4 protein-coding genes are annotated in these 20,934 nt (G+C 74.3%); all 4 read right to left on the reverse strand.

Annotated features, from left to right (window positions below; translation table 11 throughout):
* Positions 1 to 84: 84 nt before the first annotated feature.
* From AC0AIB_RS01360 to AC0AIB_RS01375, 4 genes are read right to left on the reverse strand one after another with little or no spacing between them, the layout of a single operon-like run.
* Positions 85 to 4,158, reverse strand: coding sequence for an aminotransferase class I/II-fold pyridoxal phosphate-dependent enzyme (locus AC0AIB_RS01360; protein ID WP_465095835.1), 4,074 nt, complete (start codon positions 4,156 to 4,158; stop codon positions 85 to 87).
* Positions 4,155 to 5,276: a DNA alkylation repair protein gene (locus tag AC0AIB_RS01365; protein ID WP_328346052.1), complete on the reverse strand. Its 1,122-nt coding sequence runs from the start codon at positions 5,274 to 5,276 to the stop codon at positions 4,155 to 4,157. Before AC0AIB_RS01365 ends, AC0AIB_RS01360 begins: the two co-directional genes overlap by 4 nt.
* Positions 5,273 to 11,569: a beta-ketoacyl synthase N-terminal-like domain-containing protein gene (locus AC0AIB_RS01370; protein WP_465095836.1), complete on the reverse strand. Its 6,297-nt coding sequence runs from the start codon at positions 11,567 to 11,569 to the stop codon at positions 5,273 to 5,275. The genes AC0AIB_RS01365 and AC0AIB_RS01370 overlap by 4 nt, the downstream gene beginning before the upstream one ends.
* Positions 11,570 to 11,606: 37 nt before the next feature.
* A complete protein-coding gene (locus AC0AIB_RS01375) occupies positions 11,607 to 20,930 on the reverse strand; it encodes an SDR family NAD(P)-dependent oxidoreductase (RefSeq protein ID WP_465095837.1) in 9,324 nt (3,107 codons plus the stop codon).
* Between the last annotated feature and the right edge of the window lie 4 nt (positions 20,931 to 20,934).

The following is a 20,934-nucleotide window of genomic DNA, read 5'->3' on the forward strand; positions in this document are numbered from 1 at the left end:
CTCTCGACGGGGTTCCTCCGCCGACCGCCCGGTCGGGCGGCCGGCAACACGGGTGGGTCTCGGGTCGGAGCGCGCCGGCAGCTCTCAGGGAATGAGCCCGACCTGCCGGCCGGCCCGGGTGAAGACGGCGACGGCATGGTCGAGGTCGTCGGCGCAGTGGCTGAGGTTGACGATGGTGCGCAGCCGGGGCAGCGCCTTGGGCACCGTGGGATAGACGATGGGCTGGACGAAGATGCCGTCGACCTGGCAGAGCCGGGCCATCTCCTGGGCCTGCCCGGCGCTGGCACAGATGATCGGCACCACCGGGGTCTCGCTGGCCATGGTGTCGAACCCGAGTCCGCGCAGCGTCGCCCGGTACCTGTCGGTGAGCGCCCGCAGTTCCCCGGTGAGCTGCGGGGCCGCCTCCATCACCTCCACCGCGGCCCGCGCGGCGGCCACCTGCATGGGGGTGCCGGCGGCGGAGAACATCCAGCCCCGGGCGTTGTTCTTCAGGGCGAAGACCAGGTCGCTGGAGCCGGCCACGTAGCCGCCGGTGCTGGGCACCGTCTTGGACAGCGTGCCCATCTTGACCGCGACCCGGGCCGGATCGATGCCGAAGTGTTCGGTGATGCCCCGGCCGGTGGCGCCCAGCACGCCGAGGCTGTGCGCCTCGTCGACCATCAGCGGCGCGTCGTAGCGCTCGCACAGTGCCAGGATGCCGGGCAGGTCGGCGATGTCGCCGTCCATGCTGAACACCGCGTCGGTGACCACCAGCTTCCCGGCGTCGCCTGCCCGGCGCAGGGCGCGTTCCAGGTCGGTCAGGTCGTTGTGCGCGTAGGTGATCACGGTCGCGCCGGACAACCGGTAGCCGTCCAGGATGCTCGCGTGGTTGTACACGTCGCCGATCACCACGTCGCCCGGCCCGACCAGCGCGCCGATCGTCGCCACGTTGGCCATGTAGCCGCTGGTGTAGACGATGGCGTCCTCGGCCCCGAGGAACCGGGCGATGCCCAGCTCCAGCTCGCGGTGCAGGTGCAGGGTGCCGGCGAGCAGCCGCACGCCGTGCGCGCCGGTGCCGTGCCGCTCCAGGGCCCGCTGCGCCTGGTGGTTGATGTAGTCGTGGCCGATCAGCCCGAGATAGCTGTACGACGCGAAGTTCAGGAACCAGCGGCCGTCGAACTTGATCCAGGCGCCTTTGGAGTCCTCGATGACGGGCTCGTAGAAGTAGTCGTCCTGGGCGATGACCACCCGGTCGTCCACCGACAGCGCGTCGATGCGCCGGTCGAGGAAGGAGCCGCCCGGGTGGTCGCCGAGCCGGCCGGGCAGGGTGCGGCGGGGCACCGACGCGCCGACCGGTACGGCGACGCCGGGCGGCCCGGCGGCCCGCTCCCGGCCGATCGGCGGGCCCACCGTCGGCCGGTGTCCGTTCGCCGCCGGGCCCACCGTCGGCCGGTATCCGTTCGCTGCCGGGCTTTCCGCCGCCGGGCCGACCTCCGGCCGGTGGTCAGGTCGGGGTGGGTGCCGGTCGGCGGCACCGTCGACGTCGCGGTAGCGGTCCCAGTCCGGCACGAAGCGCGGGGTCGCCGACGCGGCCACCGCGTCCGGCGAGGCACCGGCCGGCCGGGCAGGAGACCCGGCCGGTACGGCGGCGGACCCGGACCGCCCGGCGACCGGCGCGGCCGGTACGGCGACGGGTGGGGCCGGGGTGGGCGGGGCCGCCATGACGGCGGACGGGGGCGGCGGGGCGGCCGGGCCCGGCCCGGGTGCGTGGCGCGGCAGCCCTTCCAGGTGCCGCGCCAGCGCGCCCACGTCGGGGTGGTCGAACATGGCCACCGGATCGACGTCCAACCCCTCACCGGCCAGCGCGGCGGAGACCTCGACCGCCATCATCGAGTCCAGCCCCAGCTCCAGCAGGTTGTCGTCGGGCGACACCCGGTCGACGTGCAGGGTCCGCTTGAGGATCGCCGACAGCGCCGGCCACAGCCGGGTCTCGACGGGGGTCACAGGGGTCATCTGGTCGTCCTCCGGTTCGTCGACTGCGGACACGACGTAGTTCGCGGGAGTCAGTTCGAGGGTGTGCCGCAGCAGCGCGATGCCGGCGGCGGCGGTCAGTGCCGGAATGCCACGTGCCGCCGCGGCGTCGGCGATCCCCGCACCCATGCCGACGCGCCACAGGCCCCAGCCGAGGCTGTACCACGCCTCCCCGGCGCCCCGACGGCGTGCGGCGTAGCCGTCGAGGTAGGCGTTGGCGGTCGCGTACGAGCTCTGGCCGAGGTTGCCGTGGGTCGCCGAGATGGAGGAGAACAGGACGACGAACCCGGGTCGCGCGTCGACGGGGAACGCCTCGTCGAGCGCGTGCACCCCACCGATCTTCGGCTCGAAAACCTCGTCGATCCGTTCCGCCGACAGGCTGCGCGCCAACCCGTCGCGCAACACACCGGCGGCGTGGAAGACCCCGTCGAAGGGCTCCGCGCCCCGCAGCACGTCCGGCAGCGTACGGACGTCGGCGACGACGACCCGCAGGTCGCAGGTGGCGGCGAGCCGGTCCAGCCGGTCCCGGGTCGGCCCCTCGGTGGGTACCGTGCGGCCGACCAGGGTGAGGTGGGCACCGCCCGCACCGGCCAGGAACTCCGCCACGTGCAGGCCGATACCGCCCAGGCCGCCGGTGACGAGGAACCGGCCACCGGCCACTCGCCGGGCCGACCGCCCGGGCACGTCCGGCACCTCCTGGTGGGCGGGGGCGTACCAGGACCCGTCCCGCCAGGCGAGTTCCGCCTCACCGTGCCGCACCTCGTCGAGGGTCGGCGGCTCGGTGCCGCCAGCCAGTCCGATGTCGACGAGACGGATCCGGGTCTGCGGGTGCTCGATCCGCAGGGTGCGGGCCAGGCCCCACAGCGCGGCCTGACCGGGCTCGATCGACTCGTCCCCGGTGACCTGCTGGGCGGCGTTGGTGACGATGGTGAGGGCCGGCATCGGGGGCTGCGCGGCGAGCCGCCGGACCAGGGTGAAGACGCCGTGCAGCAGCGCGACGGCCTCGGCCCGGTCCCGCACGGTGCGCGGTGCCACGTAGACCACCTCGACGGGCGGCGTCCCGACGCGCGTCTCGTCGAGGTGGGAGTCGTGCAGGTCGGCCGGGGTGAGCAGGACGGGCCCACCCTCGTACGACTCGACGCCGGCCTCCCCCGACACCACCCAGGTGCGGCCCGGTTCGGTCGCCGGCTCCGGGGTGGGAACGACCGGCCGCCAGGTCACGGCGGTGACCGACCCGGCGGTCACCGGGTCAGCGGGCACCGGGTCGGCGGGGGCCGGATCGGCGGGAAGCGTCCCGGCGGGTGCCGGGTCGGCGGGAAGCGGGGTGAGGTGGGGCGACGGGGGCCGGTGGCGGGAGGCCGCCGCCGGGTCGGAGGTGGGGCTGGCCGCCTTGAGGACGATCCGGTCCAGCTCCAACAGCACCTCGCCCTGCTGGTTGCAGACGGTGGCCCGCCCGCGCACCGCGCCGCCGGCCCCGCCCGCCGGGTCGGTCCGCTCGACCAGGGCCAGGACGGTGCCGGTCACCGGGCGGCGGGCGGTGACCCGCCCGACGTACCAGGGCAGACAGGCCCCGGCGGTGCCGTCGTCGAGCATCCCGAGGCACTGGAACACGCTGTCCAGCAGCGGTGGCGGGACGAAGTGCCGCTCGGTCAGCCCACCGGACGCGCGGAGCACGGCCAGCATCCGGTCGGGCCCCCGGTGTGCGGCGCGGATCGCCTGGAACGTCGGCCCGTACGCGATGCCGCTGCCCCGCCGCCACTCGGCGACGGCGGAGAGCGGCACCTCGTCGACGCAGCCGGCGCGTAGCCCCGCCACGTCCCGGTAGCTCGGCGGTGCCAACGCGCTGCGGGTGGCCCGGGCCCTGCTGTGCAGGACCGGACCGGACCCGTCCGGCTGCCACGAACCGAGCGTGCACTCCCCCGCCGGGCTGAGCACGGTCTCGATCTCGACCGATCCGCCGGGCGGGACCGACAGCGGCACGAGGAACGCCACCTGGTCGAGACGCCAACTGCCACCGTCGTGGGCCGCCGCGCAGGTGGTGAGCATCGCGTCGAGCTGCGCCGCCGCGGGCAGGACCGGCGTGCCGCCGATCCGGTGGTCGCGCAGCACCGGGTGGTCGGCGGCGAGCGGCGTACGGGGGGCGCTCACAGCCGGAGGTCGAATCTGTCGGTGGCCAGCACCTGGCCGTTGACCTGGATGTCGACGAGGTGCTCGCCGGCGTAGTAGCGCCGGGTGGAGACCTCCCGGACCGGGTGCGACTTCTCCACCGTCCGGCGTTCGCCGGGGGCGAGGTCCAGCGTGGTCAGCTTAAAGACCTTCGGGATGCGCTGGCCGTTCTTGCGGACGTGGTGCACCACGTAGTCCACGGTGACGGTGTGCCGGCGGCTGTCGGTGTTCTCGATGTCGAGGCGGATCATGGTCGAATCACCGAGCGCCAGGCTGCGCGGGTGGAGCCGCATCGAGGGCACCCGGAGGTGTTCGCCCCCGGTGACGCCCACGATCGCCAACGCCTCCTGGTTGCCCTTCTTGACCAGCGTGCGCAGCGCGTGCCGGACGATCCAGGTGGTCTCCGGGGTCGGGCTCTCCTGCGACCAACGCAACGCGGTGGCCAACGCGAGGTCGGGCGAATCCTTGGAGATGTCGTTGAGGTTGTTCGCCACCGACTTGCGCACGTATTCGGAGGAGTCGCTGCGCAGCGGTTCGAGGATCTCCAGTACGGGCTGCGGGTCCCGCACGAAGGCGGTGAGCGTACGCGCCCAGGGAAGCCGGGGACGCACCCCCTCGCTCGCCATTCGCCGGACGTTGTGGCTGGGGTCGCGGGCCCAGTCGGCCATCCGCTTCATCGTCAGCTCGTGGTGCTGCTCGATGAAGGGGCGGATGGCGTACTCGGCGGTGTGCCGCTTGGTGATCTCGACCAGTGCGTCGAGGGACACCTCCGGGTGGTCCAGGCCGTACTCCTCGACGAACCGGGCCACCGGCATGAGGTACCAGCTCACGTTGAACATCCCCTCGCCCTCGGCGAGTTCGTCACCGAGGATGGCCAGGAGGATCTGCACGCTCTCGGGGTAGTCCTCGGGGAGCCGGCTGCGCAGCCCCTCCGCCAGGACGAGGACGCGGTCCTTCAGCTCCTTTCCGGGAATGCGCCGCTCCACCTCGGCGGCGTATTCCTCGACGTCGAAGTCCGGGCGGACCTCGCGGATCTTCCCACCGATGAGGCGGGCGGCGTCACCGTTGAAGTGACGCTTGAGTCCGTATTCCGTAGTCATGACATCCGGTCCTTGTCGACGTGGTTTTCCCGGGCGGGCGGATAGAGGTGGATCTTGTGTCTGGGTGGTTCCCGTCTCTCCGGAGCCGGCCGGGTGACTGTGGCATTCGCCGTTTCGTCGGCTCCACCGTGGACCCAGAATCTCTGCCGCTGGAAGGGGTAGGTGGGGATGGTGGTGGTCCGGTGTCCCTTCCCGTGGTGCATCCCGACCCAGTCGATCTCACCGTGACCCTGGTTGTAGAACGACGTGACCGCCGTGTGGAGCTGCGCCTGGTCGTCGTGGTCCCGTCGTAGCGTCGACAACCAGGTCAGATCGGTGTCGGTGAGGGTCGCCCGGGCCAAGCCCGTCAACACCGGATGCGCGCCGATCTCCCAGAACACCCGACCACCAGCCGCACCCACCGCCTCGATCGCCTGGGCGAAACGCACCGGTTGGCGAATCCCCGCCCCCCACAACCGGCCGTCGGCCACTGATCGGGCGTCATGCCAGCCACCGGTCACTGTGGAGGCGAACCCGACCCGTGGCGGTGACACCATCGCCTGCCCGAACGCCTGGGCGAACGGGTCCACCGCACCCGCCATCGCCGCCGAATGGAACGCATGACTCACCGTCAACCGCTGCGTCCGCAACCCCGACCCCGACCCGAACGCCTCCACCATCTCGGCCGGGCCGGAGATCGTCACACTGCGCGGGGCGTTGAACGCCGCGATCTCCACCCCCGGAAACGACGACAACACCGCCTCCACCGATCCGGCGTCCGCGAACACCACCGCCATCGCCCCATCCGAGGGCTGCGCCTGCATCAACCCACCCCGCACCACCGCCAACCGCAACAACTCCCCCAACCCGAAAACCCCCGCCGCCCAACCCGCCGTCAACTCACCCACACTGTGGCCCACCACCAACCCCGGCCGCACACCCCACGACTCCAACAACCGCACCAACCCCACCTGCACCGACACGATCCCCACCTGCGCGAACCGCGTCTGCACCAACTCACCACCCCGACCCCCCAACACCACCTCCCGCAACAGCACATCCGAACACGACCCCACCAGCTCAGCGCACTCATCAAACGCCTCACGAAACACCGGCTCAGTCGCGTACAACCCCGCACCCATCCCCGCATACTGCGAACCCTGACCCGAGAACAGGAACACCGACAACGGCGGCTGATTCGACAACCGACCCACCGGCCGATCCCCACCCACCACCGCGCTCAGAGCATTGGCCAACCCAGACCCGTCAACACCCTGCACCGCCACCCGGAACCGATGCGACGCACGACCCACATTCGCCGTGAACCCCACATCACCCACCACAGACGAATCCACACCCGACAACATGCGCGCATACCCGTCCGCGAGCCGACGCACCCCGTCCTCACTGGCCGCGGACACCTTCACCACGAACGACCCCTGTGGCAGAGGCTCCCGAACCGCCAGGGCCGGTGCCTCCTCCACGATCACGTGCGCGTTCACCCCACCCATCCCGAACGCCGACACCGCCGCCCGACGCGGCACACCCTCGACCCGAGGCCACGACACCGGCCGATCCGCCACAAAAAACGGAGTGTCCTCAAACCGAATATGGTCATTCGGCCGCACCACATGCAACGTCGCCGGCACCACCCCGTGCTCCAACGACAACAACACCTTCACCAACCCCGCCAAACCCGCCGCCGGCTCCAAATGACCAATATTCGACTTCAACGAACCAATCGCACAGAACTGCGTCCGCGACGTAAACCCCCGCCACGCCCGCGTCAAACCCTCCACCTCGATCGGATCACCCAACGACGTCCCCGTCCCATGCGCCTCCACCATCCCGATCCCCTCCGGACCCACACCCGCATCCCGCAACGCCGCCACGATCACCTCCCGCTGTCCGGCGGGGCTCGGGGCGGAGTAGCGGGTGGTCCGGCCGCCGTGGTTCACCGCCACCCCCCTGATCAGGCCCCGGATCCGGTCGGCGTCCCGTTCGGCGTCCACCCGGCGGCGGAGCACGATCGCCACCGCCCCCTCGCCGGGCACGAACCCGTCGGCCTCGACGTCGAAGGCCCGGCAACGGAAGCTGGGCGAGAGCGCGCGCAGGTCCCGCATGGAGTCGAAGTACTCCGGGCTGATCGCGGCGTGCACGCCACCGATGACTGCGGTGTCGATGTCGCCGGCCCGCAGGTGCTGTACGGCGGTGTGCAACGCCACCAGCGACGACGAACAGAGCGTGTTCACCACGACGCTCGGGCCGTGCCAGTCCATCAGGTACGACAGCCGGTTCGGGATCATCGCCTCCAGGCCCAGCCCGCGCCCGTCGGCCACCCCGTGTCGGGACCGTTCCTCGTGGTAGTGGTCGTGGCTGTAGGCGATCCACAGGCCGATCCGGTTGTCCGGGCTCCCCTGCCCCGTCCGGCCGGCGTCCTCCAGGGCCTGCCAGATGGTCTCGTACACGATGCGGGCCTGGGGGTCGATCAGCGGTGCCTCCCGGGCGGAGATCCGGAACGGCACGGGGTCGAACTCGTCGACCCGTTCCAGGAAGGACGCCTGCGGTACCGGGCCCTCCAGCGGCTGCCACCGGCCCTCGGGCAGGGCACCGACGGTGTCGCGCCCGTCGGTGAGCAGCGTCCAGAACGCGTCGAGGTCGCCGGCGGTGGGCACCCGGATCGCGGCACCCACGACGGCGATGTCGCGCCCCGGGTCCGTCCCGTCGACCCCGGCAAGCTCCGCCGCGCCGGCAACCGTCGGCACGGTGACGGCCGAAACCGGGGCGGCCGACGGCGGCACGGCGGCGGTCGGCGACGTAACAGGCGGCGGCGTGACAGCGGGCGGCGTGACGGGCGGCGGCGTGACGGACGGCGGCGTGACGGACGGCGGCGTGACGGGCGGCGGCGTGACGGACGGCGGCGTGACGGACGGCGGCGTGACGGACGGCGGCGTGACGGACGGCGGCGTGGCCAACGCGGCCACGAACTCGGGTGCCTCGTCGACGAGGTGCTGGGCGAAGCTGCGGGGGGTCGGATACTCGAAGAAGACGGTCGGATACAACGACAGCCCGTTCTCCCGGGACAGTCGTTCACTGAGCCCGACCAGGCCGACGGAGTCGAAGCCGGCGGAGAGGAACTCGGCGTCGACGTGCTCGGCGTCCGTACCGGACAGGGCCAGGAACCAGGCGAGTGCCCGAGCGAACGGTGTCGTCCCGGGCACGCCGGCCGACCCGACGGCCTCGACCGGGGCGAGGGACGGGGACGGGGCGACCGACGGTTCGAGAGCGGGGGTACGGGCCGGCGCGGCGGACGACTCGGGGGCGGGGGCGGGTCGCCGCGTGGTGTCGGCCGGGGGCGGGTCACTGAACGCGAGGACGGGAACCCGCTTGGAGGAGATGTCGCCGAAGGTCAGCAGGGGCACGCCCGCGGCGTCGAGGACGACCTGGGTGACCCGGCACGCCTCCTCGTTCCAGAAGGAGATCTCGGTACGGACGTAGGCGGCGTCGGACAGCGGACCGTGCACGCTCACCCGGTCGACGGAGAGCGGGATGAACGCGGTGACGTGGTCGGTGCCGAACACCGGGTTGTCCGGGTCGATCGCCGCGATGGTGACGCTGTCCAGCAGACCCGGGAAGAGCTGGACGTCCGGGGGGTTCAGGGCACGTTGCCGGCCCCCCTCGATCCGGGCGAGGGTGCCGCCGCCGGGGAGGCTGGCGACCCAGGAGATGTTGCGGTAGTACCGGCCGTGCTGGTAGCCGATGCGGCGCAGCCAGCGGTACACGGTGGATCCGGCGTGCACCCGGGAGCAGGTGTCGAGCAGCGCCGCGAGCGGTGACGGCGCGGGCGTCGGATCGGGTTGCCGGGCGTACCGGCCGGTGACGAAGGGGGTGTCGTCGGCGTCGGCGACGGTGAACCGCCCCTCGGCGTCGACCCGACACAGCACCCGGTGCGCGCCGGTCGGGATGAGCGGGCGGTGGAAGAGCACGTCCCGCACCCCGTGGAACGGCTCGCCGCGCAGCTCGGCGCCCTGGCGCAGGAAGTCGAACCAGGCGACACCGGGGAGCATGATCCGGCGGTACACCGAGTGCTGGGCGATCGGCACCTCGCCCGGCCCGAAGACGCGGGAGAAGGCGTACCCGGCCGGGCCGGCGTCGTCGAGCGTCAGCGGGCCGCCGGGCTCGGCGGAGCGCAGCGGCTCCCGCAGGTCCAGCGCGGGGCCCCGGGCCTGACCGACCGGCAGGAGGCGCTTGCGCCAGGCGACCGGCCCCTGGAAGGTGGCCCAGTCGATGTCCACCCCGGCTTCGTAGAGTTCCGCCGTGACGGCGGCGAGCACCCCGGCGACCTCCCGCTCGTCGGTGGCGGCGGCGAGGCGCGCACCGAGGTCCACCTGGGCCTCGACGTCCGGGCCGGCGGGGGCCGGGGCATCGGTGGTCGCGGCTCCGGCGGCCAGCACCGTGCTGAGCGCCTGTTCCAGGGAGGTACGTCCGTGCACGAAGTCGGCGATCGACGCCCAGCCGGACGGCAGGTCGACCGCCTGTTCGGGTACCCCGGTGTCGCGCAGCGCCACGGCCAGGACGACCCCCGCGCAGATCCGCAGCAGCGGACCGGAGAACGTCGTCACCGGGCTACCGACCGCGCTCTCGAACCGGCCGACGATCTCCCGTACCGCCGGCACGTCGTGGTGGAGCGCGAGCAGCCAGCGCGGCGGCGCGGACCCGGCCACCGGGCGGACGGCCACCACGGGCGGTCGTCCGGTGGGCTCCCCGAGCGGGACGTCGGCGCGCAGCAGCCGGGCGCGCAGCGCGGCGACGAGGCGGTCGGCGTCCGGTCCGGCGACCGCGCAGCGTACGGCGCGGGCCGGGCGGCCGAGCCGGGCGGTGGCGAGCACGTCGGCGACCTCGCCGGCCACCGACGGGAGGAACTCCACCCACTGCGCGGCCAGTTCGCGCAGCACGTCCGGGCTGTCGGCGGAGAGGACCAGCACCTCGGCGTGCCGCCCGGCCCCGGCGGTGGTCGGCGCGGGCCCGGTCGCCGCCTCGGCCACCACGTGCGCGTTGGTGCCGCCGAAGCCGAAGCCGCTCACGCCGGCCCGGCGGATCGGGGCCGCCGGCCAGGGCCGGGGACGCGCCGGCAGGTGCAGGGGGCCGGTGTCCAACCGGAGTCGCGGGTTGACGGTGGACACCGGCACCCCGGGGACGACCTCGTCCCGCAGGCAGAGGACGATCTTGGCCAGGCCAGCCAGGCCGGATGCCGAGTGCAGGTGCCCGATCCGCCGCTTCAGCGAGCCGAGCGCGACGCCACCGGGGGCGACGCCGCGCCGGCCGAACACGTCGGTGAGGGCCCGTACCTCGATCGGGTCGCCGATGGCGGTGCCGGTGCCGTGGGTCTCGACGTACTGCACGGTGGTGGGGTCGATCCGGTCGTACACCCGGTCGAGCAATGCGATCTGGGCCTCCAGGTTGGGGGTGGTCACCCCCATGGTGCGGCCGTCGTTGTTGACGCCGGTGCCGGCGATCGCGCCGAGGATGAGGTCACCGTCGGCCACCGCCGTGGCCATCGGCTTGAGCACCAGGGCGACGGCCCCCTCGCCGGGGACGTACCCGTTGGCCTTCTCGTCGAAGGTCTGGCACAGCCCGTCCGGGGAGAGCGCGCCGGTGCGGGACAGCAGCACGAAGGTCAGCGGGTCGAGCAGTAGGTCCACGCCGCCGACCAGCGCGATCTCGCAACTGCCGGCGGCGAGGCTCTGGCAGGCCAACCAGACCGCCGTCAGCGAGGACGAGCAGGCGGTGTCGACCACCAGGCTGGGGCCGGTGAGGTCGAGGCGGTCGGAGAGCCAGGCCGCGACGAAGTTCTGCGACCGGCCCCACAGCGCCGCCGGGACCGGCCGTCCGGTGCCGGCCGGGCCGGTCGGGGCCAGCCCACGACCGTGGTCGAAGCCGTAGGAGTTCATCCGGGCGCCGACGAAGACACCCGCGTCGAGGCGGCGGCGGACGGACCGGTAGCCGGCGTCCTCCAGCGCCCGCGCGCCGACCTCCAGCATCACCCGCTGCTGCGGGTCGAGCAGGACGGCGTCACCGGCGGTCAGGCCGAACGCCTCGTGGTCGAAGGAGAACGGGTCCTGGAGGAAGGCGCCCCGGTGGTGGGTGCCCTGGTGGTCGCCGTCGCCGAGGTAGTGGTCGCGGGCCCACCGGCTGGGCGGGACCTCGTCGACCTCCACCGAGTCGTGGGTCAGCATCCAGCGCAGGTCCGCCACGTCCTCGGCACCGGGAAGCCGTACGGCCATGCCGATCACCGCGATTCGACTGTCCGTCATGCTCGCGTCGCTCCTTCCGTCAGGCTCGGTGGGCAGGTCAGTGGCGCGGCTGCTGGCCGTTGGCGAGCAGTGGCCGCAGCAGTGCGCTGAGGCTCGCCGTGGGCACCGGGTCGTCCGGACCGGGCGCGGACGACACCGCCACGGGTGCGCCGGATGCCGGATCGGGCCCGGGCGCCGGGTCGGGCGGTACGGCCGACGCGCCGGCCCGGTCGGTCAGCCCGGCCGCGAGGTCGGCCATGGTGCGGGACCGCATCACCAGCGAGGGGTCGACTGTCGTTCCGCTGAGCCGCTCGATGGCGCTGGTCAGGTCGGCGATGACAAGCGAGTCCAGCCCGAGGTCGGGCAGGGGGCAATCACCCGGGTCCTCACCGAGCACGTCGACGAAGGCGTCCCGCACCAGCCGGTACGCGACCCCCGGGTCACCGCCGGACTGCGGTCCGGCCGGCACGGCGTCGCCACCGGCGGGGTCGGCCGGGGCAGGGTCAGCCGGTGCCCGGTCAGCCGGGGCGGACGCCGGGCCCGCCGTCGGCGCGGGCCGGTGATCCGCCCCCGACGGCGGTGCGGACACGGTGGTCGGCTGCGGTACGGCGCTGCCGGGGAACACCACGGCACCCCCGGTGAGCAGGTACGCGTCGAAGCCGGCCACCGCCTGGTCGAGGGTGATCGAGTGCCCGGCGGAGAAGGACTCGTCCGCCGCCATACCGATGCCGGACCAGTTCGGCCAGGCGTGCGCGGTCACCGTCGGACCGTCGTCGCCGGCCTGCTCGGCCAGGGCCAGCTGGTACGCGTTGGCCAGGGCGTAGTCCACCAGGCCACGGCCGGCGTCGGGCAGGGCGCCGGCGATCGAGGAGACCAGGGCGACGTGGTCGGCGCCCTCGGTACGGGCGAGCCGGATCACGTTGCGGGAGCCGGCGACCTTCGGGGCGGTCACCCGGGCCGCCTCCGACCACTGCCGACGACGCAGCGACCCGAACTGGTTGACCCCGCCGGAGCAGTGCACGATCCCGCGCAGCCGGCCCCACCGGCGGGCGAAGGACGCGGCGACGGCGGTCAACGCGACCGGGTCGGCGACGTCGCACCGCTGGTAGTCCACTTCGGCAGCCGGGCGCAGCCCGCGCAGGAAGTCCTCGGCTGCCCCGTCGACAGGCGACCGGCCGACGATGCCGATGCGCCGGGCACCGCGCGTCACCAGGTGCGTCACCAGTCGCCGGCCGACCGCGCCGAGGCCGCCGGTGACCAGGTGGTACCCGTCCCCGGTCAGGTCGGCCGGGGGGCCCGGCGGGGCCGGCAGCGGAGTCGGCACGTACCGGACGCCACGGCGGTAGGCCACGACGGTGTCGTCGCCGGCGCGCAGCGCGGCGAACTCGGCGGCGACCTGCCGGGCCCGGATCTCGACCGGGTCGGCCGGGTCGAGGTCGAGCACGGCGACGGTGAACCGGTTCTCGGCGGCGGCGGCGCGGACCGCGAACGCCCGCGCGGCGGCCTCGGGGTCGAGCAGCGCACGGTCCGTCTCGTCGACGGCGGCCGACCGGTAGGCGACCCAGACCACTCTGCCCTGGGGCGGGACGGTGGCGGCGTACGAGCGGAGCTGTTCCCAGAACCCGCGCAGGTCCGGTGTGGTCCCGGCGGACCCGGGGGCGGTCTCGACCGCCACCAGGGCGCGGGGGGTCGCCCCGTCGGGGGCCAGGTCGGCGCCCTGGGCGGCGAGCGCGGCGGAGACCGCGCCGCCGATGGCCCGGTCCGCCACGACCACCCGCACGGTGACCCCGTACGCCGATGCGCCGGGCAGCGGGCCGGCGGGCCGCCACCGGGTGCACAGCGCCTCCGGTGCGGGCGTCGACGCCGGGTCGCCGGGACGGTGGCCGGCGGTGGGCCCGGGGTCCACCGGGGTGTGCTCCGGGGGCAGGTGCACAGTGGTGACCGGGGCCGGCACGGTCACCGCCGGGGCGGGACGGGTGTGCCAGTAGCGGCCCCTGTCGAACGGGTAGGTGGGGAGCGCGACGCTCCGTGCGCCCGGTGCGGACAGGGCGGCCCAGTCGATGTCGGCCCGGCCCTGCCGGACCTGCTCCACCACCGCCACGTGCCGCCGCGCCGGGTCGGCGGGGAGCGGGTCGGCGGGCCGGTGGCGGTCGACGCGGGCGACCGGGATTCGGCCGTCGGCGACCGCCCGGAGCTGCTCGGCGAGGGCCTGCCCGGTGGGGCCGCTCACCGCGGTCTGGTGGTCGAGCGGGGAGCGGCCCACGTTGGCGGTGTGGCAGAGGTCGGCGGTGGCCCGGTCGTCGGGGGAGGCCGCGAAGGCGTCGGCGTACGCGGCGGCGAGCCGACGCACCCCGTCCTCGGTGGCCGCGGACACCTTCACCACGAACGACCCCTGTGGCAGAGGCTCCCGAACCGCCAGGGCCGGTGCCTCCTCCACGATCACGTGCGCGTTCACCCCACCCATCCCGAACGCCGACACCGCCGCCCGACGCGGCACACCCTCGACCCGAGGCCACGACACCGGCCGATCCGCCACAAAAAACGGAGTGTCCTCAAACCGAATATGGTCATTCGGCCGCACCACATGCAACGTCGCCGGCACCACCCCGTGCTCCAACGACAACAACACCTTCACCAACCCCGCCAAACCCGCCGCCGGCTCCAAATGACCAATATTCGACTTCAACGAACCAATCGCACAGAACTGCGTCCGCGACGTAAACCCCCGCCACGCCCGCGTCAAACCCTCCACCTCGATCGGATCACCCAACGACGTCCCCGTCCCATGCGCCTCCACCATCCCGATCCCCTCCGGACCCACACCCGCATCCCGCAACGCCGCCACGATCACCTCCCGCTGCGCCGCACTGCTCGGCACCGTCAACCCACTCGTCCGACCACCGTGATTCACCGCAGAACCCCGAATCACCCCCCGCACCCGATCCCCATCCCGCACCGCATCCACCAACCGCTTCACCACCACCGTCACCACACCCTCACCCGGCACGAACCCATCCGCCCCCGCATCGAACGCCCGCGACGCACCCGACGGGGAGAGGGCCCGCAGGTTCCGCATCGCGGTGTAGTGCAGGGGGGACATCGCCAGCCGCACCCCGGCGACGATGGCCTGGTCGCACTCACCGCTGCGGATGCTGCGCACGGCGGTGTGCAACGCCACCAACGACGACGAACACAACGTGTCGATCGTCATGCTCGGCCCCGACAGATCCAGGAAGTAACTCACCCGGTTCGCCAGGAACGCGTTGTGGTTGCCGAGTCCGCTCGGGGCGTCCAGCTCCGGGGCGAGGTTGTAGTCCTTGTAGTGCTGGTAACTGGCGCCGACGAAGACACCGGTCGAGGCGGGCGTGGACAGTGGGGCGGTCCCGGCGGACTCCAACGCCTCCCACGCGGTACGCAGCAGCCAGCGGACCTGTGGGTCGAGCACCTCGGCCTGCTTGGCGAAGAAGTCGAAGAACCGGGCGTCGAACTCGTCGATCGGGCCCAGGAAGCCGCCGATCGCGGCCCCGTCGCCGCCCCCCGCCCAGCGGAAGGCGGGCGCGGGGCCGGTGCCGCTGCCCCCGCGCGCCAGCAGGGACCAGAAGCCCTCCGGGTCGGTGGCGCCGGGCAGCGCGCAGGCGATCCCGATGACGGCCAGGTCGCCCCGGTCCCCGCCGTCCGGCCCGGCCGGAGGCTGTACCCGTACGGCGGGGGGGACCGGAACCGGCTGCCCGGTGCTGACGCGGGCGTCGGCCACGGCGGGCCCGGGAAGGTCGGCCTCGGCCGCCGGGGCGGCCCCGGTGCCGGCCACGGCCGGGGCGCTGGTCACGGGTGGGGCCTGCGCGGACAGGGCGGACGTCACCACGGCGGCCAACGCCCGGCAGTCCCGCGCCTGCAACACTTCCACCGGGCTCAGCGTCGCCCCGAGTCGTTCCTGGAGTTCGGCCGCGACCATGGTGGCGAGCATCGAGTCGATGCCGGTCGCGGCGAGCGAACCGGTCGCGGCGACGTCCGGGTCCCGCAGCACCGTGCGGACCACCTCGACGACGATCTCCTCGACCGCGACAGCGGTGGCCGGCTCCCGCCCGGCCGTGGACGTCGGGCCCACCACAGGGGAGGTGTCCGCTGCCGGCTGGTCCGCGACGGGGGTGTCGGTCGGTGCGGCGACCGGCCGGTAGACCACGTCGGTGAGGGAGACCAGGACCCGGCCGGCGCTGTCCAGCAGCGCGGCGTCGGCCCGCCGGCTGCCGTCGACGTCCTGCCCGGTGAGCCGCAGCCGCACGTGCCGGGTGTCGGCCGGGTCCGCCCAGCGCACCGCCCGTCCGATCGACACCGGCAGGTAGGTCAGCGCGGAGGCGGCCGGATCGGCAAGGGTCAACACCGCCATGCTCTGCAGCGCCGCGTCGAGCGCGGCCACCGCGCGCACCGCCGGGTCCGCGTCGGCGTGGTCGACCCGGACGAGCACCCCGGTCGTGCCGTACGCGATGTGGCCGACGACCCGCAGTGCCGCGCCGTAGTCGACCCGCTTCGCGGCGAACCACGCGTACAGACCGGCCGGGTCGAGCGTGCGGGGGTGTGCGGCGTACTCCCCGTCCGCCGGCAGCAGCGCGGGGGGTGGACCCTCCGATCGGACCGCGCCCACCGTGAGACGGCCGATGACCTGGCCGCCGTAGCGGAACGTCACGGTGCTGCCGACGGTCGCGTCGGACCGGTCGTCGGTGAGCTGGTGCCGCCCGGTGCCACGGGCGGTGAAGGCGAGCCGCTCCAGGACGGCGGCGGTGGCGAACCCCCGGGCGACGAGGAGGGCCGCCGGCACGGTCTGCCGGCCGAAGACCCGGTGGGCGTCCAGCAACCGGTCGAGCCCGGGTTCCCGGTGACCGTCCGCCGGGTCGGCGGCGACCGCCGGGAGCGGCGTCGACGGACCGGGGGCCGGCCGGGTGGACACCCGGCCGGCGTGGTCCCGGAACGGGTAGGGCGGCAGGGTGAGCCGGCGCAGCCCGGCACCGTCGTACAGGGGTCGCCAGTCGACGTCGCGGCCGGCGACGTACCAGCCGGCCAGCGCGGTGAGCAACCCGCCGTCGGGGGTACGCAGCTCGGCGACGATCCGCTCGGCGGGCCACGGCAGGTGGCGCGCCAACCGCTCGGCGAGATCCCGCCCCACCGGCACCGGCTCACCGACGAGCACCGTGTCCCCGACGAGCACCGTGTCCCCGCGCAGCACCGCGCCCGGCAGCTCAGGCCCGAGGCGCAGCGCCCGGCGCAGGCCCGCACCGAGGGCCGCCCCGGTCGCCCCGAGCACGGCGACCCGGTACGGCAGGTGGACCCGCCCCACCGAGGCCGAGAAGCAGAGCGCCGCGACGTCGACCGCGACGTCCTCCTCGATCATCCGCCGGACGTCCGCGACCCGCCGGGCCAGCAGCTCGGGGGTGTGCGCCGACAGCACCAGCAGGTGCTCGCGCGCCGGCCCGTCGGCAGGGCGGGCGGCCGGGGTGGGCAGGTACTCCTCGACGACGACGTGGGCGTTCGTTCCGCCCATGCCGAAGGCGCTGATGCCGGCCCGGCGCGGCCCGGTGGCCCGCCACGGCTGCGGTGCGGTCGGGATGGCCAGCCGGCCCGGGGGCAGGGCGATGTGCGCGCCGAGCGTCGCGAACCCGGCCAACGGTGGGATCTCACCGTGTTCCAGGCAGAGCAGCACCTTGGCCAGGCCGGCCAGGCCGCTCGCCGGTTCCAGGTGACCGATGTTGGCCTTGACCGAGCCGAGCTGGCACGGTTCGGGCCGGTCGCCGTCGAAGACCTCGGCCAGGGCGGCGATCTCGATCGGGTCGCCGAGCCGGGTCGCCGTGCCGTGCGTCTCGACCAGGGAGATGTCGGCCGGGGTGAGCGCGGCGTCGGCCAGCGCGGCCCGGATCACCGCGACCTGCGACTCACTGCGGGGCACCGGCAGGGCGCTGCCCCGGCCACCGTGGTTGACCGCCGCGCCCCGGATCACCGCGTGGATGCGGTCGCCGTCGCGTTCGGCGTCGTCGAGTCGCTTGAGCATGACTGCCACCGCACCCTCGCCGGGCACGAACCCGTCGGCCCGGTCGTCGAACGGCCGGGGCCGGGTCGGTGACAACGCGCCGAGCTGGCTGAGGCTGCGGTAGTACCAGGGCGTCAGCCCGACGTGGCAGGCGGCGACGATGGCCGCGCCGCACTGCCCGGTACGCAGGCTCACCACCGCCTGTTGCAGGGCGACCAGGGACGACGAGCAGAGCGTGTCGACGGTCTGCGAGGGGCCGGTCAGGTCGAGCGCGTAGGAGATACGGTTGGCCAGGACGGCGTTCATCGAACCCAGGGCGGTGTGCGGGCCGACGGCCGCCAACCCCTGCGCGTCGCGGTGATGGGTATAGGTGGCCCCCACGAACACGCCGATGTCCCGCCGGCCGGCGAGCCCGCTGTCGTCCACCACCGACCAGGCGTGCTCCAGCAGCAGCTTCTGCTGCGGATCCATCTCCTCGGCCTCCCGGACGGCGATGCCGAAGAACTTCGGGTCGAAGCGGTCGATCCCGGCGACGAACGCGCCGGTCCGGCAGTAGGTGCCCGTCATGTCGGGGCTGCGCTGCTGGTAGTGGTCGTCGATGGGCCAGCGGTCGGCCGGAATCTCGGTGAACGCGTCCGTGCCGGCGCGCAGCATCGGCCACAGGTCGGCCAGGTCGCGTCCCCCGGGCAGGTCACCGGAGACGGCCACCACGGCGACGTCACCGGCCCGCCGTGCCGCCGGCCCGGTGACGGGAGCCGGGTCCGGCACGACAGCCACCGGCGGGGGCGCAGCGGCGGCCGGTGCCGGCTGCGGGGCGGGTGGCCGGGCCCCGTACCGGGTGGCGAGCGCCCCGGCCAGCTCGGCGAAGTCGCCGTACTCGAGGAAGAGGGTGGCCGGGAGGGCTACCGCCCACCGCCGGGACAACTCCTCGGCCAGCTCGACGCTCAGGATCGAGTTGATGCCGTAGTCGGTCAGCGGGGCGGTCCGGTCGAGATCGTCGAGGCCCAGCCGCTCCGCGAGGAAGTCGGCGAGCCCGTCCTCGGTGCGTCCGGCGTCGATGTCGTCGGACCCACGCGGGGACGCACCGGGCCCAGCGGCGGCCGGGGCCGGGTGCGCGGCGGCCGGGGCCGGATGGGCGGCGGCCGGCGGCGTGGGTGTCGGGTGGGCGGGGGCCACGCCGGCGCCGGGCGTCTCCCCGGTGCCGACGGGCCCGACGCCCGGCGCGACGTCGGGATGGGCGATGACGACCTGCCGGACGTCGTCACGCAGGACGGTCATCAGCGCGTCGAGCGCCTCGACCGTGCCGAGCGGCCGGACGCCGCGCCGCCGAAGCTGCTCGGCAACCGCGGTGCCCATGCCCACCTCGCCCCACAGCCCCCAGTCCACGCTGGTCCACGGGTTGCCCTGGGCGTGCGCGAACGCGTCGAGGTAGGCGTTGGCGGCGGCGTACCCGCCCTGGCCGAGGTTGCCGAAGGTGCCGGAGACCGAGGCGAACAGCACGGCGAAGTCCAGCGCGGTGCCGGCTACGGCGGCGGCCAGTTCGTGCGCCCCGTCGACCTTCGGGCGCAGCACCTCGGCCACGTCCCCGGCGGTGGTGCCGCGCAGCAGCCCGTCCTTCAGCGCACCGGCGGCGTGCACCACCCCGTGCAGGTCACCGAAGCGGCGGCCGATCTCCCGTACCACCTCGGCCAGCGCGCCGGGTGCGCCGACGTCGGCGGCGAACGAGACCACCCGGCAGCCGTACGACTCGATGCCGGCCAGGACGGCGGGGTCGATGCCGGTACCGCCGGAGCGGCTGACCAGCGCGACCAGGCCGGCGCCGTCGGCGGCGAAGCGGCGGGCCACCGCCAGGCCCAGCCCACCGTGGCCGCCGAGAATCAGGTAACGGCCGGCCGGCCGGACCGACGGCCGACCACCGTCGGCCGCGGCCAGGGGCACCCGGACCGGCGCGTGCCGTACTCCGGCGCGATAGCCGGTCTCCACCGGTCCCCCGTCGCCCAGTTCGGCCGGCAGGGCGACGGCCGAGGCGGGATCGAGGTCGACGAGACGGGGCCGCAGCCCCGGGTACTCGATGGCGGCGGTGCGGACGAGCCCCCACAGCGCGGCCCGGGCCGGCTCCGGGATGTCGCCACCGGCCACCGGTTGACCGAGCTCCGTGCCGACCAGGAAGTGCCCGGAGCGCTGCCGCTGGCCGAGGGTCTTCAGGGCGGCGAGGCAGGAGTAGAGGCCGAGACGCAGTTCGGTGGGTTCCGGTCGGGCCGGGCCGGTGTTCCACAGGTGCACCACGCCGGCGACCGGCTCCGCCAGCTCCGCCCAGAGCCGCTGGAACGCCGGCTCGTCGGGCTCCGAGATCACCCGCTGGTCGGCCCCGAGGCCCGACGCCGGTGGCTCGGGCAGCACCTCGACGACCCGGGCCCCGTCGGCGCGCAGTGCCCGCACGGTGGCCGCTCCCGGACCGTCCCGCTCGCCGTGGTGCAGGACCACCCAGGTGCCGGCCGCCGGCCCCCCGGGGGCGGGAGCGGCGGCGGGGGCCCAGTCGATCCGGGTGAGCAGCCGCCCGGTCGCCGGTGCGGGACGCGCGGCCGGCAACCGGCGCATCCGTACCCCGGTGAGTGCGGCGACGACCCGGCCGGTGTCGTCGACCAGGATGGCGTCCGCGACGGACCAGGCGTCCTGCACGGCGGTACGTCGTACCCGGACGGTCACTCCGGCGCTGAGCGGGGACAGCTCGGCGTGCAGGGCGAGGCGGGCCACCCCGATCGGCAGCATCGGCCCCGGTGGGTCGCCCCCGGTGAGGTCCTGGAGGGCGCAGCTGACCACCTGGAAGACGCCGTCGATCAGCAGCGGATGGGAGTACCACGGCAGCGGCTGGGCCACCGTCTCCAGGGTCGCCTCGGCGGTGCCCGCGCCGACGGCGAGCCGGCGTACGGTGCGGAAGTCAGGCCCGTAGACCAGGCCGGCGGCCGACCAGCCGGCGTAGACGCGCTCCGGCGGGACCGGCACCGGGCAGCTCACCGCCCAGGCGGCCGGCGGCCGGGTGCCCGACGGGATCGGCCCGCCCGACCCGGTGGACACCGTCCTGCGGCCCTCGGGGGTCACCGCGCCCAACTCGAACCGGGTCCGCTCCCCCAGGGTCACGTCGAGGCGGCCGGTGACCTGCTCGCCGTCGGCGACCGTGAACGGCCGGACGAAGGCGACGTCGACGAGTTCGAGCGGGCGGAACGCCCCGCGCTGGGCGACCCCCAGCAGGGCCATCTCCAGTTGCACGGCGGCGGGCAGGATGCCGAGACCGCCGGAGCGGTGCTGGGCGATGAACGGCTCGTGTGCGGCGAAGGTCTTCTCGTAGGTCTCGACCCGGTACGTCACGTTC

This window comes from Micromonospora sp. DSM 43699, from assembly GCF_055517075.1.